We start from the raw sequence: 24373 nt of genomic DNA, 5'->3' as shown, positions 1-24373 counted from the left end.
CCGCGGGCGCGCTGCACCTCGCCCCAGGCGGCGGCCGCGTCGCGCTGCGCCGACTCCTTCTCCGCCTGGACGGCCGCGATCTGCGCCGCGGACTCGGTCTGCGCCTCGGTGACGCGCCGCTCCGCCTCCACCGCGCGGCGGTCGGCCTGCTCGGCCTGGCCGCGGGCGCGCTGCACCTCGCCCCAGGCGGCGGCCGCGTCGCGCTGCGCCGACTCCTTCTCCGCCTGGACGGCCGCGATCTGCGCCGCGGTCTCGGTCTGCGCCTCGTTGACCTTGCGCTCCCCGGCGGCGAGCGCGTCGCCGATGAGGTCGGCCATCTGGCGGAGCCGCTCGACGATGTCCCAGGGCTGGGCCTCGGCCTGCTCGACGTCGGGGCGCACGATCTCCCCCGTCTGCCCGTGGAGGCCCGCCTGCGCGGGCTGCCCGGGCTTGGCCATCTGGATGGGCTGCTGGGCGGACGGCAGCGACTGCTGCGCGCCGCCCGGGTCGCGTCCCATGGCGGGCCAGGGAGTCGCCGCGTCGGGGACTCCTCGGGAACCGCCGGATCCGTTCAGCTCGCTCACCGGTCTCCTCGCCTCCCGGACGGGAGCGGACCGACCGGCGGCACGCCGCTCGCCCTGCTCGCAGCGTTCCCGGCCCGACGGCTCGTCACTTCGCTCACGTGTCTCCTCGCCCGGCGGCGCACGGCCGCGTTCGCGGGGGTCGTTGTGCACATCTCGCTCGCTCCGCTGCCGGCCCTGTGGCTCCTCGCTTCGCTCACTAGGAGCACTCTAGTCCCGACCAGCGGAACGTTTGCCCAGTTTGGGGTTTGCCCTCTCGGCGCCGGGCCGGCGTTCGCGCACGCAGGACGCCTGATCACCCTCCGTGCGGCCCGTCCGGGAGGTGCCGTGGGTCACATCCGGCCCCGGCACCGGCCGGGTGGAACAATCGCGCCCCATGGAGCTTCGCACGCTGTACCCGCCGATCGAGCCCTACGACTCCGGGCTGCTCGACGTCGGCGACGGAAACCGTATCTACTGGGAGGTCTGCGGGAACCCGGACGGCAAGCCCGCGGTGATGCTGCACGGCGGGCCGGGCGGGGGGTGCAGCCCCGCGCACCGCCGGCAGTTCGACCCGGAGGCGTACCGGATCGTCCTGTTCGACCAGCGCAACTGCGGCCGCAGCCTGCCGCACGCGAAGGACCCGGAGGTGTCGCTGGAGAGCAACACCACCTGGAACCTGGTCGCCGACATGGAGCGGCTCCGCGAGCACCTCGGCATCGAGCGCTGGCTGGTGTTCGGCGGGAGCTGGGGCAGCGCCCTGTCGCTCGCGTACGCGCAGACGCACCCCGACCGGGTGACCGAGCTGGTGCTGCGCGGCATCTTCACCCTGCGGCCGTTCGAGCTGTACTGGTTCTACCAGGAGGGCGCGTCGCTGATCTTCCCCGACCTGTGGGAGAAGTACGTCGAGCCGATCCCCGAGGACGAGCGCGAGGACCTCATCTCGGCGTTCCGCGAGCGGCTCGAGTCGCCGGACCCGGAGGTGCGGATCGCCGCCGCGAAGGCGTGGGCGACGTGGGAGGGCTCGACGCTGACGCTGCGGCCGGACCCGGAGATGGCGGGCGGCTTCGGCGAGCCGGAGTACGCCGTCGCGTTCGCCCGCATCGAGAACCACTACTTCACCAACGAGGGCTTCCTCGAGGAGGACCAGCTGATCAGGGACGTGGACAGGATCCGCCACATCCCGGCCGTGATCGTGCAGGGCCGCTACGACATATGCACGCCGGTCGCGACGGCGTGGGACCTGCACCGCGCGTGGCCCGAGGCCGACTTCCACATCGTCGACGACGCGGGCCACGCCTACAGCGAGCCGGGGATCCTGCACCACCTGATCGAGGCGACCGACCGTTTCGCCGGCAAGGCGTGACGCTCAGTCATCGCCTGATAACATCACGTCATCGGACGTCGCGGGGCCGATCATGAATCGGTCTCGCCGACTACGAGCTTCAGCCTGTCCGTAACCGGGTCGGGGTCCGGTTTGCTCGTCCGGCCCCCGCCACCCGGAAGCGGACCAAAATCCGCATTTCCTAACCCGTTAGCAAGTGCGGTCTTACCCTCTGGAGAGCGCACCTGCCCCCAGGGGTCAGTACAGACGGCCTCGTGGAGCGTTTCGGCCCACACCCGCCCCACCTCGCCCGCGCGCGGCGCGACCTCCCGCGATGCGAAGTGACGCCCGCCGCACCCGCCCCGTTGACACCCCTTCTGTGTGACTTACCTCACACAACCGATACGAAAAAGCGCTCCCGACCTCGCGGTGAAACGTTAAGGTCGCATTCAGGAAGCATGCCGGCAACATCTCCGGCGCACCCGGAAGTACCTCCTGCGTATCCCGGGGAAAAGCGGATCGCGGCCCGCGACAAGACCGCCCAAATTGCACCCGAATCGGGAAAGCGTGTAACCATACCCACTGGGCGAGCGGACTAAACATCTCGTCGATAACATCTATCTGCGATCACCGCGCGAGATTCGCTAAATTGCCTGGACATGGCAGCGCAACCCCTGGAATCACCGACCCGACGCCCCGGGAACAACGAGACGAACGCGGAAGTGCAACTCCAGGAGCCGAGCCTCGCCGATGGACCCGCGCTTTGGCGGCTCGCCCGGGACTCACGCGTCCTGGACGTCAACTCGCCGTACAGCTACGCGCTCTGGTGCCGCGATTTCGCGGACACTTCCGTCGTCGCGCGCGACGGCGCGGGCCCGTGCGGCTTCATCACCGGTTACGTCCGCCCGTCCCGTCCCGACACGTTCTTCGTGTGGCAGGTCGCGGTCGACCGCGACCACCGCGGCCAGGGCCTCGCCCGCCGCATGCTCGACAGCCTGGCGGACCGCCTCGGTCCCCGCGGGCTGCGGTACATGGAGGCCACGGTCACGCCGGACAACGCCGCCTCCACCGCCATGTTCGAATCCTTCGCCAGGGCCCGCGGGTGCGAGCTCGCCCGCAGCCCGCTGTTCGCCGCGGAGCACTTCCCCGAGGGGGGACACGAGCCCGAGGTGCTCTTCAGGATCGGCCCGATCGCCGCCGCGAACTGACCTACGCTCCACGCCCCCCACCCGCTCCTCTCCGACCCTGCCTGGAGGCAGACATGGACGTTTTCGACCGCATGGAATCGGAAGTCCGCGGCTACTGCAGAAGCTGGCCCACGGTGTTCACCACCGCGCAGGGCAGTCACATGACCGACGAGAACGGCAAACGCTACCTCGACTTCTTCGCCGGCGCCGGAACCCTCAACTACGGGCACAACAACCCGGGGCTGAAACGCCGGCTGATGGACTACCTCGCCAGTGACGCCGTCGTGCACGGGCTCGACATGTACACCACGGCCAAGCGGGAGTTCCTGGAACGCTTCAACGAGTACGTCCTGGCGCCCCGCGACCTCGACTACAAGGTCCAGTTCCCCGGTCCCGCGGGGAACAACTCGGTCGAGGCGGCGCTGAAACTGGCGCGCAAGTACACCGGCCGGGAGACCATCGTCAGCTTCACCAACGCCTTCCACGGGATGACGCTCGGCGCGCTCGCCGTCACCGGCAACTCGATGAAGCGCACCGGCGCGGGCGTGCCGCTCGGGCACGGCGTGGCGATGCCCTACGACAACTACCTCGACGGCAGGACGCCCGACTTCCTGCTCTTCGAGACGATGCTGGACGACAGCGGCAGCGGCCTGGACAAGCCCGCCGCCGTCATCGTGGAGACCGTGCAGGGCGAGGGCGGCATCAACGTGGCCACCGCCGAGTGGCTGCGGGGCCTGCAGGACCTGTGCCACCGGCAGGACATCCTGCTCATCGTCGACGACGTGCAGATGGGGTGCGGCCGCACCGGGCCGTTCTTCAGCTTCGAGGAGGCCGGGATCACCCCGGACATCGTCTGCCTGTCCAAGTCCCTGAGCGGCTACGGGCTGCCCTTCGCGATCACGCTGATGAAGCGCGAGCTGGACGTGTGGGAGCCGGGCGAGCACAACGGCACCTTCCGCGGCTTCAACCCGGCGTTCGTCACCGCCGTCGCCGCGCTGGAGGACTACTGGACCGGCGACGACTTCGAGAAGCAGACCCTCGCCAAGGGCCAGCAGGTCCAGGCGGCGCTGAACGAGATCGCGATCGCGCACGCCGGCGCCATCGACTGCGTCCGCGGCCGCGGCCTCGCCTGGGGCCTGGTGATGAAGGACCCGGAGGCGGCGACGCAGGTGTGCGGCGAGGCGTTCGCCCGCGGGCTGCTGATGGAGACCTCCGGGCCCGAGGGCGAGGTCGTCAAGCTGCTGCCGCCGCTCACCACGACCGAGTCCGACCTGGCCACCGGCCTGGAGATCATCGCGGACTCCCTGGAGGCCGTCCGCCAGAAGGTCACCGCCTGAGCCCGCCCGGCACCGACACAGCAGAGGAGTTTCAATGATCGTTCGTTCCCTCGGAGAGATCATCGGCACGGAGCGCGACGTGCAGGCGCCGACCTGGTGCAGCCGTCGCTTCGTGCTGGCCAAAGAGGGCGTCGGGTTCTCGCTGCACGAGACGATCCTGTACGCGGGGACCGAGACGAAGATGTGGTACGCCAACCACATCGAGGCCGTGTACTGCGTCGAGGGCCAGGGCGAGCTGACCAACGACGAGACGGGCGAGAAGCACAAGATCGAGCCGGGCGTGATGTACCTGCTCGACGGCCACGAGCACCACACCCTGCGCGCCCACACCGACGTGCGCACCGTCTGCGTGTTCAACCCGCCCTGCACCGGCCGGGAGGTCCATGACGAGAACGGTGTCTACCCCCTGCTGACCGAGGAGGACGCATGAGCATCATCGAGTCCCATCCGACGATCGACGACGCCTACCCGACCCGGAAGGCCGCCGAGGCCGCGCTGCTGTACCGCCAGGACCCGGTCGTGTACGGCAAGCCGGAGGACGGGCCCATCGACGGTGCGACCCTCGACTCCTTCGAGGCCAACGGGTTCCTGTCGGTCGACCAGCTGCTCGCGCCGGAGGAGGTCGAGGACTTCCGGGCCGAGCTGCGCCGGCTGTCGTCGGACCCGCAGATCCTGGCCGACGAGCGCACGGTGACCGAGCGCGGCTCGGACGAGGTCCGCTCCATCTTCGAGGTGCACAAGATCAGCGAGGTGTTCGCCGGCCTCGTCCGCGATCCCCGCGTCGTCGGCCGGGCGAGGCAGATCCTCGGCTCGGATGTTTACGTGCACCAGAGCCGGGTCAACTACAAGCCAGGTTTCACGGGCAAGGACTTCTACTGGCACTCGGACTTCGAGACCTGGCACGCGGAGGACGGCATGCCCCGGATGCGCGCGGTGAGCATATCCATCGCGCTCACCGAGAATTTCGTGCACAATGGCGGGCTAATGATCATGCCTGGCTCGCACAAGACCTTCGTGGCCTGTGTCGGGGAGACCCCGGACGACCACTACAAGGAGTCCCTGCGCGGACAGGAGATCGGCACGCCCGACCCCGCCAGCCTGTCGATCCTGGCCGACAAGCACGGGATCGAGCTGTTCACCGGACCCGCGGGCTCGGCGACCATGTTCGACTGCAACTGCATGCACGGCTCGAACGGGAACATCACCCCGTTCCCGCGCTCCAACGTGTTCATCGTGTTCAACAGCGTGGAGAACACGTGCGTCGAGCCGTTCTCCGCCCCCGCGCCCCGTCCCTCGTTCATCGGCGCCCGTGACTTCACTCCCGTCGGAGGCGACACCGCTCCGGAGGGGACCGCCGGCGCCTGAGCCGCACAATTCGATAACCCGACCCACCCGCTCCGCGCCCGCAAGGGGGCCGTCCGGCCTCCCTGCGGGCGCGGAGCGCACCCATCACCAGGAGTTCGACGATGACTTCCTCGAGACGCGACTTCCTCCGCACCGCCGTGCTGCTGTCCGCCGCGGCGCCGCTGGCCGCGGCGGGCTGCTCCACGACGGATCCGGAGAAGGAGAAGGCCGGCGGCGGGACGCTGCAGAAGGCCAAGGACTCCGGGACGATCACGGTCGGGTTCGCCAACGAGGCGCCCTACGGCTACACCGACAAGTCCGGGAAGCTGACCGGCGAGGCCCCCGAGCTCGCGCGCGCCATCTTCAAGAACCTCGGCATCGACGAGATCAAGGGCGTCCAGGTCGACTTCGGAGGGCTCATCGGCGGGCTCAACGCCAAGCGCTTCGACGCGATCGCCGCCGGCATGTTCATCACGCCCGAGCGGTGCGCCTCCGCGGCGTTCGCCAACCCCGAGTACGTCGCCAAGAGCGCCTTCATGGTGCCGCAGGGCAACCCGAAGGGCCTCAAGGCCGCCGAGGACCCGGGCAAGAAGGGCGCCAAGGTCGGCGTGCTCACCGGCGCGGTCGAGGCCGGGTACGCCGAGAAGACCGGCGTCAAGAAGGGCGACATCAAGACGTTCGCCGACCAGGCGAGCGCCTACGAGGGCCTGAAGGCCGGGCGCATCGACTGCATCTGGCTGACCCGCATCTCGCTGGCCGACCTGCTGACCAAGCACAAGGGCGAGGGCTTCGAGGTCACCGACGCGTTCACCCCCGTCATCGACGGCAAGGAGCAGCTCGGCGCCGGCGCGTTCGCGTTCCGCAAGGCCGACTCGGACCTGCTGAACGCCTGGAACGGCGAGCTCGCCAAGCTCCAGCAGGGCGGCAAGCTGCTGCCGATCCTGCAGCCGTTCGGCTTCACCCAGGCGGAGATGCCCGGTCCGGACGACACCGCCGCCAAGTTCTGCCAGGGCTGACCCGTGTCCGAGGTCCTCGACAGCTATCCACAGTGGCTGGACGGGGCGTGGGTCACCATCCGGCTCACCCTCCTCGGCGGCGCGCTGGCGCTCGTGCTCGCGCTGGCCTTCGGGATGGCGGGCACGTCGCGCCACGCGTGGGTGCGCGGGCTGAACCGCGTGTACGTGGAGTTCTTCCGCGGCAACGCCACGCTGGTGCTGCTCTACTGGTTCTTCTACGCCCTCCCCCTGATCGGTCTCCGGTTCTCCACGATGTTCGCGGCCGTGCTGGCCCTCGGCCTGAACGTCGGCGCCTACGGCGCCGAGGTGGTGCGCGGATCGATCAACGCCGTCCCGAAGGCGCAGTACGAGGCGACGATCGCGCTGAACTTCACCCCGTTCCAGCGCATGCGGCGCGTGCTGCTGCCGCAGGCGTTCGCGCTGATGCTGCCCCCGTTCGGCAACCTGATCATCGAGCTGATGAAGGGCACCGCCATCGTGTCCCTGGTGGGTCTGGTCGACCTGACCCGCGTCTCCAAGAACATCCAGGGCAGCACCGGCCAGACGGTGGCGGCCTTCACGGTCGTGCTCGTCCTGTACTTCGTGATCGCGCAGGTCCTGCAGCTGTTCGTCCGCTACGCCGAGCGGCGCGTGGACCGGATGCTGGGCCGCAGGCTGCCCGCTGAGCAGTCCCTCGGGACGATCGCGGCCGGCGCGCCCGGGGCGGGGGTGAGCGGCTGATGAGCTGGGACTGGCACTACTCCGGCGAGATCCTGCCCGACCTGCTGGACGGGCTGCGCTACACGCTGACCGCGACGCTGCTGGGCTACGTGATCGCCCTGGTCCTCGGGCTGGTGTGGACGCTGCTGCGCCGCTCCCCGAGCCGGGTCTTCAACCAGGTGATCCGGTGGGTCACCGAGTTCATCAGGTCCACGCCGCTGATCCCGCAGCTGTACTTCGTGTTCTTCGTGCTGCCCGCCTGGGGCGTGACCATCGGGTCCCTCACCGCGGGCACCATCACGCTCGGGATCCACTACTCGACCTACACGGCCGAGGTGTACCGGGCCGGCATCGCCGACGTCCCGAAGGGGCAGTGGGAGGCGTGCACCGCGCTGAACCTGCCGCGTTCGCGGGTGTGGCTGGACGTCGTCCTGCCGCAGGCGATCCGGCGGGTGATCCCGACGCTCGGCAACTATCTGATCGCGATGTTCAAGGATTCGCCGATGCTGCTGGCGATCAACGTCGCGGAGCTGCTGTTCTCCGCGTACCAGGTCGGGTCCAAGACCCTGCAGTTCCTGGAGCCGATCACCATGGTCGGCCTGTTGTTCGTCGTGGTCAGCGTCATATCCTCGATACTCGTCCGCCGCTTGGAGAGGCGTTATGCCACCAATTGACACCGACGCAGTCGACCCCGGGGACGCGGCGGACCGCGCGGCCCCGGAAGGCGCCGCAACGGCGCACGATCCCGTCCCGGGCGAGGCGGCCGGCGGCGCAAGCGCGTCCGTGCGGAAGGGCGCCGCCGCGAAGGCCGAGCCGGCCGCGGGGCTGCCGCGCGGCGAGGCGCCGGGCATCCGCTTCGAGAAGGTGGTGAAGCGGTTCGGGTCCAACGTCGTGCTCCGCGAGCTCGACTTCACCGTGGCGCCCGGCGAGCGGGTGACGCTCATCGGGCCGAGCGGGTCGGGCAAGACCACGATCCTGCGGCTGCTGATGACGCTGGAGAAGCTCGACGAGGGGCTGATCTGGATCGGCGACGAGACGCTGTGGCACATGGACCGCGGCGGCAAGCGCGTCCCGGCGAACCAGAAGCACCTGCACGAGATGCGCAAGCAGGTCGGCATGGTGTTCCAGCAGTTCAACCTGTTCCCGAACATGAACGTGCTGCGCAACCTCACCGAGGGGCCGGTGCGCGTGCTCGGAGTGTCCAAGGACGAGGCGGTCGAGCGGGCCCGCGGCCTGCTGGACATGGTCGGCCTGTCGGACAAGGAGAACGCGCACCCCACCCAGCTGTCGGGCGGCCAGCAGCAGCGGGTGGCGATCGCGCGGGCCCTGGCCATGCAGCCGAGGGTGCTGCTGCTGGACGAGGTCACCTCGGCGCTCGACCCCGAACTCGTGGTCGGCGTCCAGGACCTGCTGCGCGACATCGCGCGGCAGAGCGACCTGACCCTGCTCTGCGTCACCCACGAGATGGCCTTCGCCAAGGACATCTCCGACCGGGTCCTGATGTTCGACCAGGGCCAGATCGTGGAGGAGGGGCCCCCGGACCAGATCTTCGGCGAGCCGTCCGAGCAGCGCACCCGCGACTTCCTGCAGGCCGTCCTCGCCTCCTGACCGGTCCGGGCCCGCCGGCCGTGACCGTGTCCCCCGCGTCGCCCGCGTCCCCGTCGCCCCGGGGACGCGGGCGACTCCCTTTCCGGGGCCGCCCGCGCGGGGGCGGCGTCCGGGCTTGCGATCACCCCGCCCGCTCCCCTACCGAACGCGATTCTGTACCGTGGCGCCGACGGACGAGGAGAGCGAGGCGATGGGCACTTCGATCGTGGGGCTCGGCATGACCGAGCTCGGCAGGGTGTACGGGCGCAGCCCGCGGCGGCTCGCCGCCGACGCGGTGCGGCTGGCCGCCGCCGACGCGGGCCTCGCGCTCGGCGACCTGGACGGGCTGCTGGTCAGTCACGGCTTGGGCGGCTCGCCCGGGATCGAGCTGGCCGACACGCTCGGCCTGCGCGACCTGCGGCTGCTGGCCCTGGTGAACTCCTTCGGCGCGACGGCCGGGGCGATGGTGTCGTACGCGGCGATGTCGGTGCTGAACGGTTCGGCGACCACGGTCGCGTGCGTGTTCGCGGACGCGCCGCTGAAACCGAAGCAGTCGGCCGGCTCGGCCTATGACCGCGGCGCCCGCGGCAAGGCGGAATGGTACGGGTTCGGGGGGATGACGGCGGCGCTCGGTCTGCGCAGCGTGAACTCCCACTACGCCCTCGCCGCCCAGCGGCACATGGCCCGCTACGGCACGACGAGCGAGCAGCTCGGCGCGATCGCCGTGGCGACCCGGCGGTGGGCCGCCGGCAACCCGCTCGCCCAGATGCGCGAGCCGATCAGGATCGAGGACCACCAGCGCTCCCGCTGGGTGTCCGAGCCGCTGCACCTGCTGGACTGCTGCCTGGTGTCCAACGGCGCCGTCGCCGTCATCGTGACGAGCGCCGACCGGGCCCGCGACCTGGCGCGCCCGCCCGTGCACCTGTGGGGCTGGGGGCAGGGGCACCCGGGTCAACGCAAGGAGCGCGGAAGCGACTTCGGCCTGACGACGGGCGCGGCGGCGTCCGGCGCGGCGGCGATGAGGATGGCCGGCGTCACCGTCGCCGACGTGGACGTGTGCGAGCTGTACGACTGCTACACCTACACGGTCCTGGTGACGCTGGAGGACTACGGGTTCTGCGCCAAGGGCGAGGGCGGCGCGTTCGCCGCGTCCGGCGCGCTCGGGCCCGGCGGGTCGCTGCCGACCAACACCGGCGGCGGGCAGCTGTCGGCGTACTACATGTGGGGCATGACGCCCCTGTCGGAGGCCGTGATCCAGGCGCGGGGGGACGGCGGGGAGCGGCAGGCGCCCTCCACCGACGTGATCCTCGTCAGCGGGAACGGCGGGATCCTCGACCACCACTCCACGCTGGTCGTCAGCCCGCACGAGAAGGGAGCCTAGCCATGGACGTCGGCGTTCTGCGGCGGGACGGCAGGACCGACCCGTTCTTCGACGGCACGGCCGCCGGCCGGCTCGTCGTCCGGCGCTGCGAGGCGTGCGACCGGTGGTTCGCGCCGGACGCGAGCGGCTGCCCCGGCTGCGGCGAGGAGGACCTCGGCTGGGCCGAGGCGAGCGGCGCGGCGACCCTGGTGACCTGGACGATCCTTCCCAAGGAGCCGCCCGTGTTCCTGGCGCTGGTCGAGCTGGCCGAGGGGCCGTGGCTGCACGCCCGCCTCGACGGCGTGGAGCGCGCGGACCTGCGCGAGGGGCTCGCGCTGCGCGCGGCGTTCGAGCATCCGGAGGAGGGCGAGTCGTACGTGCTGTTCCGCCCCTGGACCGAACGCGGTTCGGTCCGTTAGCGTCGGGCCATGAACACCGAGGTCTGCGCACGGTTCGGCATCGAGTTCCCGCTGTTCGCCTTCAGCCACTGCCGCGACGTCGTCGCCGCCGTCACCAACGCCGGCGGGTTCGGCGTCCTCGGCGCCGTCGCGTACACCCCGGACCGGCTCGAAGAGGAGCTGCGCTGGATCGACGACCATGTGGGCGGCCGCCCCTACGGCGTCGACGTGCTCGTCCCCGGCAAGATCGACAAGGCGGCGGAGGGCGGCGGCGGCCTGGACGCCCTGCTCGCCGCCGTCCCCGACGAGCACTGGAACTTCCTCGTCGGCCTGTTCGCCAAGTACGACGTCCCGCTGCCCGACTTCGAGAAGGCGAAGCGGTCCAACGCCCGCGGCGGCGCGCAGGTCACCAAGGAGGGCGCCACCGAGCTGATCGACGTGTCGCTCGCCCACCCCATCGGCCTCATCGCCAGCGCCCTCGGCACCCCGCCGCCGCTGATGGTGGAGAAGGCCAAGGCCGCCGGAATCCCCGTCGCCGCGCTGGTCGGCACGCCCGAACACGCCCGCCGCCAGGTCGCCGCAGGCGTCGACCTCGTCGTCGCGCAGGGCGGGGAGGCCGGCGGGCACACCGGCGAGATCTCCACGATGGTGCTCGTCCCCGAGGTGGTCGACACGGTCGCGCCGGTGCCCGTCCTCGCCGCGGGCGGGATCGCCACCGGACGCCAGATGGCCGCGGCCCTGGCGCTCGGCGCGTCCGGGGTGTGGTGCGGCTCGGTCTGGCTCACCACCGAGGAGGCCGAGACGTCCCCGCCGGTCAAGGAGAAGCTGCTCGCCGCCACGTCCCGCGACACCGTCCGGTCGCGGTCGCGGACCGGCAAGCCCGCCCGGCAGCTGCGGTCCGCGTGGACGCAGGAGTGGGAGGGCCCGGACAGCCCCGGCCCGCTCGGCATGCCGCTCCAGATGATCGTGGCGGAGGGCGCCATGCGGCAGATCACCAAGGTGGCCGAGTCCGGCAATCCGGGCGCGCGCGCCCTGGCGAACTACTTCGTCGGCCAGTGCGTCGGCCTGATGAACACCGTCAGGCCCGCCCGCCAGGTCGTCTACGACATGGTCGAGGACTTCGCCGACGCCGTGGAGCGCCTCAACCGCATCACCGGCGAGGACCCGGAGGCCCGGCCCTGAGGGGTCGGGCTTGCGGCCCGGCCCCGCAATGACGGAGTCCCCGCCCCCGAAGCTCCGACCCGCCGAGGTCGCCTCAACGGGGACAGGGAACCGCGTCCGCACCGCCGTCCGCGGCGTCCGGTCAGCGTTCCCCCTCCCCGTACCAGATCGTGCTGCGGAGGTCGGACCCCCTGATCACCTGCACGCGCCAGGGCTCCAGCCGCAGGACGTGCAGTTCCGGATCCTCCGGCCCGCCGCGCCAGAATCGGCCCAGGTCGTACCCGGCTCCCTTCGGGCTCGTCCGCCGGTAGAGGTCCCAGGCGCGGCGCTTGGTCTCAAGGTCGTCGGCCCAGGCGGCGACGGCGTCGACGCTCACCGCGTTCTGCCTGGGTGTCCAGTAGGAGAAGGTGGTGTGCGGGTTGCCGGCCAGATGCGCGGCCTTCACGGGTGTCTTGTGAGTGGCGAGCCAGCCCAGAGGGCGGCCGTCGACGGTCTCCCAGACGGGGATGAGCACGCGCGCGCGGGGCCGGCCCTTCGCGTCGACGGTGGTCATCGTCGCGTACACGATGTCGCCGATGTAGGCGTCGAACTGCTCCTTGATCTCGGTGAACGACTTCACCTTCGTGGCCACGGTCGTCTCCTTTCCAGCTCAGGCGGCGGTCTTTGCCGGCGCGGCCCCAGGCGCGTCCGTTCATTCGCTCACTCGAATCGGACATCGTTGCCCGGCTCTCCTTCGGCGGGGAACCGGGGGTGGTTCCCCTGGCGACTGCCGGTTCCCTCTTGTTACCGGCAACATCGTCTGGCACCGTCAGTGAGCATGGAAGACGGGACTTTCGAGTCCCTCGGTTACCGCGCGGATACCGGCATCGACGACGACGTTCTCCAGCGGAACCGTTCGCGCTACAGGACGATGGGGCTGCGGCGTTCGAGGAGGACGACGTCGCGCCAGCGGCCGTTGAGCCGGCCCAGGCGTTCCCGTACGCCCACGGTGCGGAACCCGGCCTTGGCGTGCAACCGCAGGCTGGAGGTGTTCTCGGGGAAGACGCCCGACTGGATCGTCCAGATGCCCTCCGCCTCGGTGGAGGCGATGAGGGCGGCCAGCAGGGCGGAACCGACGCCCCGGCCCTGCGCACGAGGGCTGACGTAGATGCTGTGCTCGACCACCCCGCTGTAGCAGCAGCGGTCGGAGACGGGGCCGGCGGCGATCCAGCCGAGGACCTCGCCTGACGAGGTCGCGTCGGCGGCCACGTACCGGTGGCGCTCCAGCTTGGCGGCGTCGAAATCCGACCAGGCCGGGGCCTTGGTCTCGAAGCTGGCCTGGCCGGTGTCCAGGCCCTCCTGGTAGATCGCCAGCACCCGTTCGGCGTCGTCCGGGCGCATGGCCCTGACGGCGATGCCGGACGCCTCCGTCTGCTCGTTCATGCACGTCCTTCCGCGCCCGCGGATGTCAGTCCCATCCGCGAGACTTCTCCCCCATGAGCCTGCCAGAGGATTTGGACGAGTTCGCCCGAGCCGTCATCGACGAGAACCGGTACATGACCCTGGGGACGAGCGAGGCCGATCACCGGCCCCGCCTGTCGCCGGTGTACTTCACGCACGCCGGCTACCGCACGTTCTACTGGGTGTCCTCCCCGGACGCGCGGCACTCCGGCAACATCGCCGCGCGCCCGGAGGTCGCCATCGTCATCTACGACTCGTCCGTGGAGATCGGGCAGGGCCGCGCCGTCTACGTCGACGCCGCGGCCTCCGTCGTTCCGGAGGAGGAGCTGCCGCGGCGCTGCGCCGAGGCGTTCCGCGATGCCGGTCCGGGCGCCGTGGCCTTCCAGCCGGACGAGCTCAGCGGCGACGCCCCGCTGCGCCTCTACCGCGCGGACGCGACCGGATACGAGGTTCACCTGCCGGGCCGCGACCCGCGCAACGCCGCCGGGATCGACACCCGGCGCCGCGTGCACCCGGTGAAGCAGACCTGAGGGCGCCCGTCACCCCTGGCCGGGGTCGCGCACCGCGGTGACGGCCATGGTGGCGTAGGGCATGACGAAGGAGCCCCCCATGGCGTCGACGGCCTCGCCGACCCCTTCCAGCACCCGCGCCCGCTCGGCCTCCGGGAGCCTGGTGAGCGTGCCGTGGGTCGGCATCTGGTCCAGCCACTCGTCGCGGGTGTAGGTGTGCTCCCAGTCGAACCGCCACTGCTCCGGCTCACCGAAGCCGCCCGCGGTCCGGATCCCGTCGGCGGCCTTGGCGAACATCATCTGGTAGATCTCCATGGCCGGCCTGTCCGCGTGGACGGTGAACGGCGAGTCGGGCACGACCCGCCGGTAGACGGCGGCGAAGGCGTCCGCCACGGCGGGCGGGAGCTGGAACACGTGCCAGAACGCCGCCAGCCGGCCGCGCGGACGCAGCACCCGCGCCGCCTTGGCCGCTCCGGCGACCGGGTCCACCCAGTGCCAGGCCGTCCCGGCGATCACGGCGTCGAAGTTCCGGCCCGCGGGGTCCCAGGTCTCGAACGTCGCCTCCTCGACCTCCAGGCCGCCGCGCCGCGCGAAAGCGGCCATCCGGGCGTCGGGCTCGACGCCGAGCACCGTGCAGCCGGCCGCCTGGAACTGCCGGGCCTCGATGCCCGTGCCGCAGCCGACGTCGAGGACGTCGGGGCCGGGGCAGGCGGCGGCGATCCGCTCCACGAGGGCGTCGGGGTAGCGGGGCCGTGCGCGGTCGTAGCGTTCGGGGTCCGTGCCGAAGGACTCCGCCACCTCGCGGGCGCGATGCGGCTCGGGGGACGGGTCGGTCGCTATAGTGGGCATGTGCCCACTATGAATGGGCGCTTGCCCACTCGTCAAGGGGGATCCGCCGTGCCGACAGGGGTCGCCATGCGCGACGTGCGCGGACAGCTGTTCGACGCCGCCGAACGCGTCCTGCTGAGGGAGGGGCCGAGCGCGCTGACCAGCCGGGCCGTCACCGCGGAGGCCGACTGCGCCAAGGGCGTCCTGCACCGGCACTTCGCCGACTTCGACGCCTTCCTCGCCGAGTTCGTGCTGGACCGCGTGGACCGGATGGACGCCGAGGCCGCCGCCCTCCGCGACGCCGCCGGCACCGGCACCGTCGTCGGCAACCTCGCCGCCGCCCTGAAGGCCGTCTTCGCGTCGGTCGCCGTCGCGATCCTCCCCCTCGTCACCTTCCGGGACGAGCTGCGCGCCCGGCTGCGGCGGACCTGGCCGGCCGGCGTGCCGGTGCTCACCGAGGCCGTGGAGATGATCGCCTCCTACCTCGCCGCCGAGCGCGAACTCGGCCGCGTCGCGGCGGACGCCGAGGTCGACCTGCTCGCCCCCACCCTGGTCGGCGCCGCCCACCTGCTGTTCGCCGACCGGACCGCCGCGCCGCCGGACGACGAGGCCGTGCGCAGGACGGTCACCGGGGTCGTCGCGGCCGCGCTGCGCTGAACGTCCCTCAGAGCCGTTCGATGACGAGCCGATCGTCCCGGACGGTCACCGGAGTGTCGAAGGCGGCGCAGGCCTTGGCGAAGCGGTCGATGATCCAGGCGCGGTCGGCGCCGCCGGCCAGGCGGGTGCGGCAGAAGTCCAGCCGGATAGGCACCGCCTCGATCCGGGACGGCCCGGCGGCGTCCAGCGTCACCAGGAACAGCAGGCCGAGGTCGTTGCGCAGCAGGGCGTCCACCGCGTAGTCGTCGACGAAGTCGCCCATGTCGAACACGACCGGCCACGCCACGGCGTGGAAGACGTGCGCGGAACTCCCCGCGACGAGCGTCGCGCCCGCGTCCACCAGCCTTCCCGCCGCGCGCCGGACGTAGGGCAGCGGTGCCGGGATCATGTTCGGCCCCCAGTGCGGCATGACCAGGACGGCGTCGTGGCCGCCGCGGAGCCGCCGGATCTCCTCCAGCAGGAAGCCGGGGACGCCGCCCTCCAGGTCGGCGAGGGCGACGCCCGGCCGGTCCGGCCCGGCGGCGAAATCGGCCGGATGGTCGGTGACGCCGACGACCGCGACCCGCGCTCCCCCCGCCTCCAGGACGGCGGGCTCCCGCGACCGCGTGAGGTCCTCGCCGGCTCCGACGGTCCGGATGCCCGTCCGCCGGAGGATGTCGAGCGTGTCCGCCAGCGCGTCCGGCCCGTAGTCCAGAGCGTGGTTGTTGGCGAGCGTCACGCAGTCGACGCCGAGGTCGGCGAGAGTTTCGGCCGCGGCCGGCGGCGCGCGGAAGTGGAACGGCTTGCCGGGCGCGTCCCACCGCCGTCCGCGCCCCGACACGCAGCACTCCAGGTTCACCAGGGCGAGGTCGGCCTCGCGGAAGACCTCGCGCACCCCCTCGGAGAACAGGCCGTGCGGGCCGGACGCGGCGATCTCCTCCGCCACGCCGCGTCCCAGCATCGTGTCCCCCGCGAGCGCGATCGTGATGGCCATCGCAGAACCCCCAGAACAGTCGTGCCCTGTCCGGGGACGGCTCTCACCGGCCGCGGCGAGATCAGGTGGCGCGCTCAGGAGAGCGCGCGGCCCGGGCCCTTCTTGATCTGGTCGACGAAGAGCCGGGCGAGCGCCTGCTGCCCGGCGACCGTCGGGTGGTAGCTGCGCGGCTCCGCTTCGAGTGCCGCGAGGTTCAGCGTCAGGCCGTTCATGTAGGCGTCGCGGCTGCCCACCTCATGGCCGGCGAACGCGCTGTAGGCGTCCACGAACTCGACGCTGCCGTGCCGGTGCCCGGCCGCCTTGCGCGCGTCGGCCTCCACCACCGACTGCCGGATCACCCCGCCCAGCTCGTACGCCCGCGCGTTCAGCCAGCGCTGGTCCGGCACGGTGATGTTGTCCCCGTCCACGCCGCTGACCTCGGAGAACGCCTTCGGGTAGGACATCACGACCACCCGCGCGTACGGGGCCCGCGCGGTGATCTCGGTCAGCAGGGCGGGCAGGCTCTGCCGGAGCTCGGCCATCCGCCGGGCGATCTCCTCGCCCTGCGCGGAGCAGCCCCGCCCCCACGGCAGCTTCACCACGCAGCCGGCGAGCACCCGCGAGAACCCGACGTCGTTGCCGCCGATGCTGATGGTGATCAGGCTGGTGTCCCGTCCGATGCGGCCGATCTGCGGGGGTTCGCCGCCCCGTCCGTCCAGCACGTCCTCGGTGGTCGCGCCGGAGCACGCCCAGAACGCGGAGCCCTTCGCGAAACGGAACGCCCGGGAGACCTCGTGGAAGTACGCCTTGGACGTCCGGTGGCACCGGTCGAGCGGGTTCTGGTCGCCCACGGTGGCCTCCGCCCCGACGCCCGCCGAGTACGAGTCCCCCAGCGCGACGTAGGCGCCCCGCGTCGCCACCTCGACCGGGGTGATCGTCCGGGTGCCCGCGACGACCGGGTCCGCCCGCTGCTCAGGGTCCGGAGTGCGGCACCCGCCCCCGAACACCTCGCACCGCGCCGCCGGCATCGCCACCAGGGGGACGACCGCCAGCGCCAGCAGCAGCGCCAGGAGCGCGAGCGCGGCCCCCCGCTCGCCGAGACGGCCCCGCACCCACGCGACCGGGCTGATCATCGTTCTCCTCCGTGCACGCACCGGACGTCCATGGGCCAGACGTCCGCCGGGCGCCCCAGGTTCCCGCCTTTACATTGTAGATCTTTAACTGGGGCGCCCGAGCGGCGCCCACATGACCAGCCGGGGGCCCAGTTCGTGCAGGCCGGCCTCGATCTCGGCGTCCCAGTAGGCCGTGATCCCCGGCCCCCACCGCTCCCGCGGCAGTTCCGCGAACCCATGCGCGGCGTACCAGGGGCCGTTCCACGGGACGTCCCGGAACGTCAGCAGGCTGACTCCGGGCGCCCCGGCCGCGGCGGCCCGCGCCTTGACCTCCTCCAGGAGCAGAACGCCGATCCCGCGCCCCACCAGGTCTCCGCGCACCGAGATCTGCTCCAGGTGCGCGGCCCCGTCGACCTCCTCGACGGCGGCGAACCCGACCGGCGGGTCCCCCGCCACCACGATCTCCGCGCCCTTCCCGATCACCTGCTCGACCACGGTCGGGCCCGGCGGGAACACGATCCCGATCTCGCGGAACATCGCGTCCCCCGAGTTCTCGATCTCCGCCAGCCCCGGCAGATCCTCAGCCCGCGCCGTCCGGACCTCATGCTCCATGCCGCGATCGTAGGGGCTCCCCCGGGCACCGTCCCACCGATTAACCGCCCCTGGTCAGGAGTAGAAGCGCATGTGCCAGTCCATCGGCGGCTCTCCGTAGGAGTCGGCGGGCGGGTTCGGCCCGAACTCGACGGCGCTGCCCTCGGCGAGGACCGCGATGGTCCCGGCGGCCTCGACGCCCGCCCGCCAGTGCTCGGGGACGGCCCGCGAACCGTACCGGGCGCCGAGGAGGTTCCCGCAGACGGCCCCGGTGGAGTCGCTGTCGCCGGAGTGGTTGACGGCGAGCAGCATCCCGCGCGGGACGATCTCCAGCGGATACCCGCCCGCGGCCTCCGCGGCCAGCGCGGCGTGGACGGCGATGGCGAGGGCCTCCGGACCGGTGAACCCGCCGCCGAGGCTCTCCAGCCGCTCGGGCGCCGGACCGCTGCGCGGCAGCGCCAGCGCCTTCTCCAGCGCCGTCGACGTCTCCTCGTGCCCGGCGTGCTTGCGCAGCTCCGCCATGGCGAGCCTCAGCGCGTCGGCGAGGGCGGCGCCCTGGACGAGCGCCGACACCGCCACGGCGAGCGTGCCCGCGGGGAGGCGGCCGGACGGGTGGCCGTGGGTGAGCGCCGCCGTGCCCTGCCCCCGGGTGAAGACGGCCTCCGGATCGGGATACCCGAAACCGCACGGCGCGGCCCGGACCGTCCCGGCGGAGCCCTTGGAGTCGTTGACGGGCTCGTCCACCGTTCCGAGCGGCCACCCCGGCTTGCCGCGCTCCGCCGCCCTGCGCAGCGCGGCGAGGGTGGTGCGGCCGGCGCCGCGTCCGGCCGTCACCGCCGGGTCGCGCAGCGCCGGACCGCTCACCAGCGAGTCCTGCTCCGGGATCGGCTCGCCCTGGGCGCGGAGCCACGCGAGGTAGTTCGCCTGCGCCAGCCCGAAGTACGCGCCGCCGATCCCCCTCGCCCTGGCCCGGATGGACGCCTGGACGCCCGCCTGCGCGGTGAGCAGGCTCAGCTGCGTCGCCTCCCCGATCTCCGCGCGCCTGGGAAGCCCGGTCACGCCCGCGGGCCCGCAGGCCGCGCGGATCTCGGTGAGCGACATCCCCTCCACGGGACGTCCGAGCGCCTCACCGACCGCCCCTCCGAACAGGCACCCCAGCATCCGATCGCCCGCCGTGTCCGTCATTCCCGACACGCTACCGATCCCTCCCCGCCGCCGCCCGGGAAGCCCGCGCCGGGCCCGCCTTGGCCCCCCGGCCGGCAGGGGTGACGGCTCCCTCCCGGAGGGGAGCCGGATCACGCGCACGAGGGAGGCCCCGCATCGGGCGCAGGCCCTTCACTGTCCGTGCAGGCAACCGCACGACCGGAAGGGCGAACATGCTGAGGAACGCAATGGCGATGGTCCGCCGGATACACGGCCGAACCGTCGAGGACGCGCCGCGGTGGGCGGTCGTCTCCGCCTACGCCGCGAGCCTGGTGGTCCTGCCGTCCTGCGTTTGGCGGATCGCGCTCGGCTTCGGCGCTCCGATCGGCCCGCTCCGCGGGGACACGAGCGACGCGCGGGGCGACGTCCCCGCCTGGCTCCCGATGTGGGGATACACGATCTTCCTCAGCGTCCTCAGCGAGGCGCTGGCCTTCCTCGCCGTCGGCCTCGTCTCCCGGTGGGGCGAGGTCGTCCCGCGCTGGGTCCCCGGGCTCGCCGGACGCAGGGTGCCGGTCCTGGCCGCCGCCGTCCCGGCGGGCGCGGGCGCCGCCCTCCTCACCGTGGGAACGCTCGTCGCCCTGCCCGGCTTCAACGACTTCACCGCCCCGGACGGGACCGCGGTGCGGCTCGAAGGCTGGAGGCTCATCCTCTTCGTCGTCTCCTACGGCCCCATCGTGGCCTGGGGCCCCCTCCTGGGGGCCGCGACCATCGCCTACTGCCTCCGCCGCAGGCAGCGCCCCTCCCCCGCCATGACCTGAGGGCACCGAAATTGGGCTGCGTCCGGGGCGTGGCCGTGGGCATGCTGAGGCATGGCGTGGAAGCTGACCAGCGATGTCGAAGAGTTCCTAACGCGCGCGGTAGGGTTCTTGCGCGCCGATCCCGTCGCGAACACCGTGCCGCTGACGGTGACCAGGGCGATCCAGACACTGGGATCCGGCCTCTACCCGGATGCGCTGTTCGGCTGGTGGACGGCGGATGGCGAGGTCGCGGGCACCTGCGTGTGGACGGGGCCGTATCCGGTCCTGCTCAGCGCGATGCCGGGGCCTGCGGCATCGGGGCTGGCCGAGGTCCTGGCCGGACGCGAGTCGGCGATCCCCGGCGTCAACGGGACGCCGGAGGCCGCCGAGGACTTCGCGGACGCGTGGACCCGCCGCACCGGGAGCCCGGCCCGCGTCGCGCGGCACGAGCGGCTCCACAGACTGGCGGATCTCGACATGCCGGACCCGCCGCCGGACGGCGCCGCGCGGGTCGCGGACGGCGGGGACCGGGAGCTGGTGCGCGACTGGTACGCGGCGTTCCGCCGTGACACCGGCGGCCACGGCGACCCGAACCCCGCGGTGGTCGACGGGCGGCTCGCGGAGGGCGGCATCGTGCTGTGGGAGGCGGGCGGCCGCCCGGTGGCCCTGGCGGGGCGGACGCCGGCGATCGCGGGAACGGCGCGCGTGGCGCCCGTGTACACCCCCGCCGAGCACCGCCGCCGCGGCTACGGGGCCGCGGTGACCGCCGCCGTCACCCGCGCCGCCCAGGACGCCGGCGCCGAGGACGTCGTGCTGTTCACCGACCTCGCCAACCCGACCAGCAACAGCGTCTACCACCGCCTCGGCTACCGCCCGGTCGAAGACCGCCTCGTCCTCGCCTTCACGTCGACCGCCCGGCCCTGAAGAAGCCGGAAACAACCGACCCTGCGGTGCCGGCGCACCGCAGGGTCCCGGTCGGTGGTCGGCGGCGGAGGCCGTTGACCGGGGCGCCTACCTGACCCCGGCCTCCTTCATGTCGCGCAGTTCGCGCTTGAGTTCCTTGATCTCGTCGCGGAGGCGGGCGGCCAGCTCGAACTGCAGGTCGGTGGCGGCCTGGTGCATCTGGTCGGTCATCTGCTCGATGAGGCCCTCCAGCTCCTCGCGGGGGCGCTCGCCGACCAGGTCGGCGGCGTGGCGGCCGGCCTCCCTGGTGCGGGACGCGAGGCCGGGGACGGGCGCCTTGCCGCGGCTCTGCTGGCGGCCGGCGCCGCCGATCAGGGTCTCGGTGTCGGCGTCCTCGCGGGCGAGGGAGTCGAGGATGTCGGCGATGCGCTTGCGCAGCGCCTGCGGCTCGATGCCGTGCTCCTCGTTGTAGGCGCGCTGCTTGGCGCGGCGCCGGGTGGTCTCGTCGATCGCCCGCTCCATGGACGGGGTGACGGTGTCGGCGTACATGTGGACCTGGCCCGACACGTTGCGGGCCGCGCGGCCGATCGTCTGGATGAGGGACGTCTCCGAGCGCAGGAAGCCCTCCTTGTCGGCGTCCAGGATCGCCACGAGGGAGACCTCGGGCAGGTCGAGGCCCTCGCGCAGCAGGTTGATGCCGACGAGGACGTCGAAGTCGCCGGCGCGCAGCTCGCGCAGCAGCTCGATGCGGCGCAGGGTGTCGACCTCGCTGTGCAGGTAGCGGACCTGGATGCCGAGTTCGAGGAGGTAGTCGGTGAGGTCCTCGGCCATCTTCTTGGTGAGGGTGGTGACGAGGACGCGCTCGTCGCGCTCGGTGCGCTCGCGGATCTCGTGGATGAGGTCGTCGATCTGGCCCTTGGTCGGCTTGACGACGATCTCCGGGTCGATCAGGCCGGTGGGGCGGATGACCTGCTCGACGACATCGCCCTTGACGCGGTTCATCTCGTAGGGGCCGGGCGTCGCCGACAGGTAGACGGTCTGGCCGATCCGGTCGAGGAACTCCTCCCACTTCAGCGGGCGGTTGTCCATGGCGGACGGCAGCCGGAACCCGTGCTCGACCAGCATCCGCTTGCGGGACGCGTCGCCCTCGTACATGGCCCCGATCTGCGGGACCGTCTGGTGGGACTCGTCCACGACGAGGAGGAAGTCTTCGGGGAAGTAGTCGAGGAGGGTGTTGGGGGCGGTGCCGGGGCCGCGGCCGTCGATGTGCCGGGAGTAGTTCTCGATGCCGGAGCAGGTGCCGACCTGCCGCATCATCTCGATGTCGTAGGTGGTGCGCATGCGCAGGCGCTGCGCCTCCAGCATCTTGCCCTGCCGCTCCATCACGGCGAGGGTCTCCTCCAGCTCGGCCTCGATCTGGCCGATGGCCCGCTCCATGCGCTCGGGGCCCGCGACGTAGTGGGAGGCGGGGAAGACGTACAGCTCCTCGTCCTCGGTGATCAGCTCGCCGGTGAGCGGGTGCAGGGTGGCGAGCTTCTCGATCTCGTCGCCGAACATCTCGATCCGGACGGCGAGCTCCTCGTACTGCGGGATGATCTCGACGGTGTCGCCGCGGACGCGGAAGGTGCCGCGGGTGAAGGCGAGGTCGTTGCGGGTGTACTGCATGCCGACGAGCTGCCGGAGCAGGTCGTCGCGGTCGATCTCCTGGCCGACCTTCAGCCGGACCATGCGGTCGACGTACTCCTGCGGGGTGCCCAGGCCGTAGATGCACGACACGGACGCGACGACGACGGTGTCGCGGCGGGTGAGCAGCGAGTTGGTCGCCGAGTGCCGCAGCCGGTCGACCTCGTCGTTGATCGAGGAGTCCTTCTCGATGTAGGTGTCGGTCTGCGGGATGTACGCCTCGGGCTGGTAGTAGTCGTAGTACGACACGAAGTACTCGACGGCGTTGTTCGGCAGCATCTCGCGCAGCTCGTTGGCGAACTGGGCGGCGAGGGTCTTGTTCGGCTGCATGACGAGGACGGGCCGCTGCAGCTTCTCCACCAGCCACGCGATCGTGGCGGTCTTGCCGGTGCCGGTCGCGCCGAGCAGCACGGTGTCCTTCTCGCCGCCCGAGACGCGGGCGGCGAGCTCGGCGATCGCCTGCGGCTGGTCGCCCGACGGCGTCATCTCGGTGACGACCTCGAACGGCGCCACGCGGCGCCGCAGGTCCGTGACTGGGCGCATCGACACTCCCCTGGAATCGGCCTTCTCCCTGCTCTCCCAACTGTATGCAGGGGCTCCGACATTCCGCGGCCGCGCGGGCGGCGCGCCCCGGCTCAGGAGGCGGGCAGCGGGAGCCGGGCCCGGACGGCGTAGCCGCCGCCGCGGGGGCCGGCGTCGAAGCTGCCGCCGAGCGCGGTGACGCGCTCGCGCAGCCCCACCAGGCCGTTCCCGCCGGAGGGCAGCCGGTGCTCGGGCCCGGCCGTGGGCGGTTCGTTGGCGATCTCCACTTCGACCGCCTCCGGGAGGAGGCCGAGCTCCACGCGGGTGTCGGCGGCGCCGGCGTGCTTGTGGACGTTGGTGAGCGCCTCCTGCACGAGCCGGTAGACCGTCCGGCCGACGGCGGCGGGCATGGGGCGCTCCTCGCCGCGGATCGTCAGGTCCACGCGCAGGCCCGCGGCGCCGGACTGGCCGACCAGCTCGCGGAGGTGGGCCAGCGTCACGACCTGCTGCGGGAGGGCCTCCTCCCCCTGCCGGAGCACCCCGACGACGTGGCGGAGCTCCTCCAGCGCCTGCCGCCCCATGTCGCCGATGACCGAGGCGGTCTCGGCGGCCCGCGCCGGGTCGCGGACGGCGATCGCCTTCAGCGCGCCGGCGTGGACGACCATCACGCTGATGCGGTTGGCGACCACGTCGTGCATCTCCCGCGCGATGCGGGTGCGCTCCTCGCCCCGCGCGCGCTCCGCGAGCAGGTGCTGCTCGCGTTCGAGCCTCGCCGCGCGTTCCTGGAGCGAGGCCAGGAGCTGCTTGCGCGCGCCCATGTAGAGGCCCAGCAGCACGGGGACCCCGACGAACGCGATCCCGAAGATCGACTGGGCGAGGAAGGACTCCGTCGCCGCGGTCGGGGCCGGGAAGACCAGGCTGGCGACGTAGCCGCCGACCGCGATGGCCACCACCGTGCGGCGGGACGCGGTGTAGGCGGCGAGCGAGTACAGGACGATGAGGGTGCTGAACGCTCCGGCGCCCGTGACGGTGCCGTACACCACCGCGAACACGGCCAGCCCGACCGGATGGGAGCGCCGCACGATCAGGGCCAGGCCGAGCACGACGCTGCAGGCGGACACGACGGGCGGAGGCAGCCAGAACTTCTGGTCGGCGAACCACAGGAAGACGCCGTCGAGCACCGCGAACGACACGGCGATCGCGATGTCGAAGGCACGGGAACGCCGGGTGGGCCATGCCCCCGACCACCATCCCCGTACGCGCATGGCGACGAGCCTATAGCGA

General features: G+C 72.1%; 26 protein-coding genes. 16 read left to right on the top strand and 10 right to left on the bottom strand.

What is annotated here, in order from left to right; genetic code table 11:
* A partial coding sequence (locus AB0K37_RS11685; protein ID WP_363978521.1) for a hypothetical protein occupies nucleotides 1-563 on the bottom strand: 563 nt, incomplete at its 3' end.
* A gap of 373 nt (nucleotides 564-936) precedes the next feature.
* On the opposite strand from AB0K37_RS11685, the gene pip reads away from it, so the two are divergent.
* From pip to AB0K37_RS11625, 12 genes are all read left to right on the top strand, one after another.
* A complete protein-coding gene (pip, locus tag AB0K37_RS11680; protein WP_363978520.1) occupies nucleotides 937-1905 on the top strand; it encodes a prolyl aminopeptidase in 969 nt (322 codons plus the stop codon).
* Between the two features lie 617 nt (nucleotides 1906-2522).
* A complete protein-coding gene (gene ectA, locus AB0K37_RS11675; RefSeq protein ID WP_363978517.1) occupies nucleotides 2523-3071 on the top strand; it encodes a diaminobutyrate acetyltransferase in 549 nt (182 codons plus the stop codon).
* Nucleotides 3072-3124: 53 nt separating this feature from the next.
* The gene (gene ectB / locus AB0K37_RS11670) at nucleotides 3125-4387 is read left to right on the top strand and encodes a diaminobutyrate--2-oxoglutarate transaminase (protein WP_363978514.1); all 1263 of its coding nucleotides are present in this window, start codon (nucleotides 3125-3127) and stop codon (nucleotides 4385-4387) included.
* Between the two features lie 34 nt (nucleotides 4388-4421).
* Nucleotides 4422-4817 (top strand): ectoine synthase, encoded by a 396-nt coding sequence (locus AB0K37_RS11665; RefSeq protein ID WP_089312209.1) that lies wholly within the window; start codon nucleotides 4422-4424, stop codon nucleotides 4815-4817.
* On the top strand, nucleotides 4814-5752 hold the full coding sequence (gene thpD / locus AB0K37_RS11660) for an ectoine hydroxylase (RefSeq protein ID WP_363978511.1): 939 nt from the start codon (nucleotides 4814-4816) through the stop codon (nucleotides 5750-5752). The genes AB0K37_RS11665 and thpD overlap by 4 nt, the downstream gene beginning before the upstream one ends.
* A gap of 101 nt (nucleotides 5753-5853) precedes the next feature.
* Nucleotides 5854-6747: an ectoine/hydroxyectoine ABC transporter substrate-binding protein EhuB gene (gene ehuB, locus AB0K37_RS11655; RefSeq protein ID WP_363978508.1), complete on the top strand. Its 894-nt coding sequence runs from the start codon at nucleotides 5854-5856 to the stop codon at nucleotides 6745-6747.
* A 3-nt stretch (nucleotides 6748-6750) separates the two neighbouring features.
* The gene (gene ehuC / locus AB0K37_RS11650; protein WP_363978505.1) at nucleotides 6751-7467 is read left to right on the top strand and encodes an ectoine/hydroxyectoine ABC transporter permease subunit EhuC; all 717 of its coding nucleotides are present in this window, start codon (nucleotides 6751-6753) and stop codon (nucleotides 7465-7467) included.
* Nucleotides 7467-8120, top strand: a complete 654-nt coding sequence (gene ehuD, locus AB0K37_RS11645) for an ectoine/hydroxyectoine ABC transporter permease subunit EhuD (RefSeq protein WP_363978502.1) — start codon at nucleotides 7467-7469, stop codon at nucleotides 8118-8120. The genes ehuC and ehuD overlap by 1 nt, the downstream gene beginning before the upstream one ends.
* The gene (gene ehuA, locus AB0K37_RS11640; RefSeq protein WP_363978499.1) at nucleotides 8107-9054 is read left to right on the top strand and encodes an ectoine/hydroxyectoine ABC transporter ATP-binding protein EhuA; all 948 of its coding nucleotides are present in this window, start codon (nucleotides 8107-8109) and stop codon (nucleotides 9052-9054) included. Before ehuD ends, ehuA begins: the two co-directional genes overlap by 14 nt.
* 190 nt (nucleotides 9055-9244) lie before the next feature.
* Nucleotides 9245-10414 (top strand): thiolase family protein, encoded by a 1170-nt coding sequence (locus AB0K37_RS11635; RefSeq protein WP_363978496.1) that lies wholly within the window; start codon nucleotides 9245-9247, stop codon nucleotides 10412-10414.
* Between the two features lie 2 nt (nucleotides 10415-10416).
* Nucleotides 10417-10812 carry an OB-fold domain-containing protein gene (locus AB0K37_RS11630; protein ID WP_363978493.1) on the top strand — a complete coding sequence of 132 codons (396 nt, stop codon included), beginning with the start codon at nucleotides 10417-10419 and terminating at the stop codon, nucleotides 10810-10812.
* A 9-nt stretch (nucleotides 10813-10821) separates the two neighbouring features.
* Entirely contained in the window at nucleotides 10822-11973 is a 1152-nt protein-coding gene (locus AB0K37_RS11625) for a nitronate monooxygenase (RefSeq protein WP_363978490.1), read from the top strand.
* 121 nt (nucleotides 11974-12094) lie between these two features.
* Here the strand turns inward: AB0K37_RS11625 and AB0K37_RS11620 are convergent, their stop codons facing one another.
* Nucleotides 12095-12583 carry a pyridoxamine 5'-phosphate oxidase family protein gene (locus AB0K37_RS11620; protein ID WP_363978487.1) on the bottom strand — a complete coding sequence of 163 codons (489 nt, stop codon included), beginning with the start codon at nucleotides 12581-12583 and terminating at the stop codon, nucleotides 12095-12097.
* Nucleotides 12584-12852: 269 nt separating this feature from the next.
* Nucleotides 12853-13374 (bottom strand): N-acetyltransferase family protein, encoded by a 522-nt coding sequence (locus tag AB0K37_RS11615; RefSeq protein WP_363978484.1) that lies wholly within the window; start codon nucleotides 13372-13374, stop codon nucleotides 12853-12855.
* A 53-nt stretch (nucleotides 13375-13427) separates the two neighbouring features.
* Between AB0K37_RS11615 and AB0K37_RS11610 the strand changes: the two genes are divergently transcribed.
* Complete coding sequence (locus AB0K37_RS11610) at nucleotides 13428-13922, top strand: pyridoxamine 5'-phosphate oxidase family protein (RefSeq protein WP_363978481.1); 495 nt, start codon at nucleotides 13428-13430, stop codon at nucleotides 13920-13922.
* Between the two features lie 9 nt (nucleotides 13923-13931).
* On the opposite strand, the gene AB0K37_RS11605 is transcribed toward AB0K37_RS11610, so the two are convergent.
* A complete protein-coding gene (locus AB0K37_RS11605; RefSeq protein WP_363978478.1) occupies nucleotides 13932-14750 on the bottom strand; it encodes a class I SAM-dependent methyltransferase in 819 nt (272 codons plus the stop codon).
* A gap of 66 nt (nucleotides 14751-14816) precedes the next feature.
* On the opposite strand from AB0K37_RS11605, the gene AB0K37_RS11600 reads away from it, so the two are divergent.
* Nucleotides 14817-15386 (top strand): TetR family transcriptional regulator, encoded by a 570-nt coding sequence (locus tag AB0K37_RS11600; protein ID WP_363978475.1) that lies wholly within the window; start codon nucleotides 14817-14819, stop codon nucleotides 15384-15386.
* Nucleotides 15387-15393: 7 nt separating this feature from the next.
* On the opposite strand, the gene AB0K37_RS11595 is transcribed toward AB0K37_RS11600, so the two are convergent.
* From AB0K37_RS11595 to AB0K37_RS11580, 4 genes are all read right to left on the bottom strand, one after another.
* A complete protein-coding gene (locus AB0K37_RS11595) occupies nucleotides 15394-16359 on the bottom strand; it encodes a CapA family protein (protein ID WP_363978472.1) in 966 nt (321 codons plus the stop codon).
* A 74-nt stretch (nucleotides 16360-16433) separates the two neighbouring features.
* On the bottom strand, nucleotides 16434-17471 hold the full coding sequence (locus AB0K37_RS11590; protein ID WP_363978469.1) for an SGNH/GDSL hydrolase family protein: 1038 nt from the start codon (nucleotides 17469-17471) through the stop codon (nucleotides 16434-16436).
* An 84-nt stretch (nucleotides 17472-17555) separates the two neighbouring features.
* On the bottom strand, nucleotides 17556-18062 hold the full coding sequence (locus tag AB0K37_RS11585) for a GNAT family N-acetyltransferase (RefSeq protein ID WP_363978467.1): 507 nt from the start codon (nucleotides 18060-18062) through the stop codon (nucleotides 17556-17558).
* A 54-nt stretch (nucleotides 18063-18116) separates the two neighbouring features.
* Nucleotides 18117-19226: an ADP-ribosylglycohydrolase family protein gene (locus tag AB0K37_RS11580; protein ID WP_363978465.1), complete on the bottom strand. Its 1110-nt coding sequence runs from the start codon at nucleotides 19224-19226 to the stop codon at nucleotides 18117-18119.
* Between the two features lie 191 nt (nucleotides 19227-19417).
* Between AB0K37_RS11580 and AB0K37_RS11575 the strand changes: the two genes are divergently transcribed.
* Nucleotides 19418-20002 carry a hypothetical protein gene (locus AB0K37_RS11575; RefSeq protein ID WP_363978463.1) on the top strand — a complete coding sequence of 195 codons (585 nt, stop codon included), beginning with the start codon at nucleotides 19418-19420 and terminating at the stop codon, nucleotides 20000-20002.
* Between the two features lie 108 nt (nucleotides 20003-20110).
* Entirely contained in the window at nucleotides 20111-20905 is a 795-nt protein-coding gene (locus AB0K37_RS11570) for a GNAT family N-acetyltransferase (RefSeq protein ID WP_363978461.1), read from the top strand.
* Nucleotides 20906-20992: 87 nt separating this feature from the next.
* Here AB0K37_RS11570 and uvrB read toward each other — a convergent pair whose 3' ends face one another.
* Together uvrB and AB0K37_RS11560 are read right to left on the bottom strand one after the other, a co-directional pair.
* Nucleotides 20993-23110 carry an excinuclease ABC subunit UvrB gene (uvrB, locus tag AB0K37_RS11565; protein WP_363978458.1) on the bottom strand — a complete coding sequence of 706 codons (2118 nt, stop codon included), beginning with the start codon at nucleotides 23108-23110 and terminating at the stop codon, nucleotides 20993-20995.
* A gap of 92 nt (nucleotides 23111-23202) precedes the next feature.
* The gene (locus AB0K37_RS11560; protein WP_363978455.1) at nucleotides 23203-24354 is read right to left on the bottom strand and encodes a histidine kinase; all 1152 of its coding nucleotides are present in this window, start codon (nucleotides 24352-24354) and stop codon (nucleotides 23203-23205) included.
* Nucleotides 24355-24373 lie beyond the last annotated feature (19 nt).

The sequence above is a fragment of the Actinomadura sp. NPDC049753 genome (genome assembly GCF_040674655.1).
GTDB classification, from domain to species: Bacteria; Actinomycetota; Actinomycetes; order Streptosporangiales; family Streptosporangiaceae; genus Spirillospora; species Spirillospora verrucosospora.
This window is presented reverse-complemented; position numbering and strand designations above follow the sequence as displayed.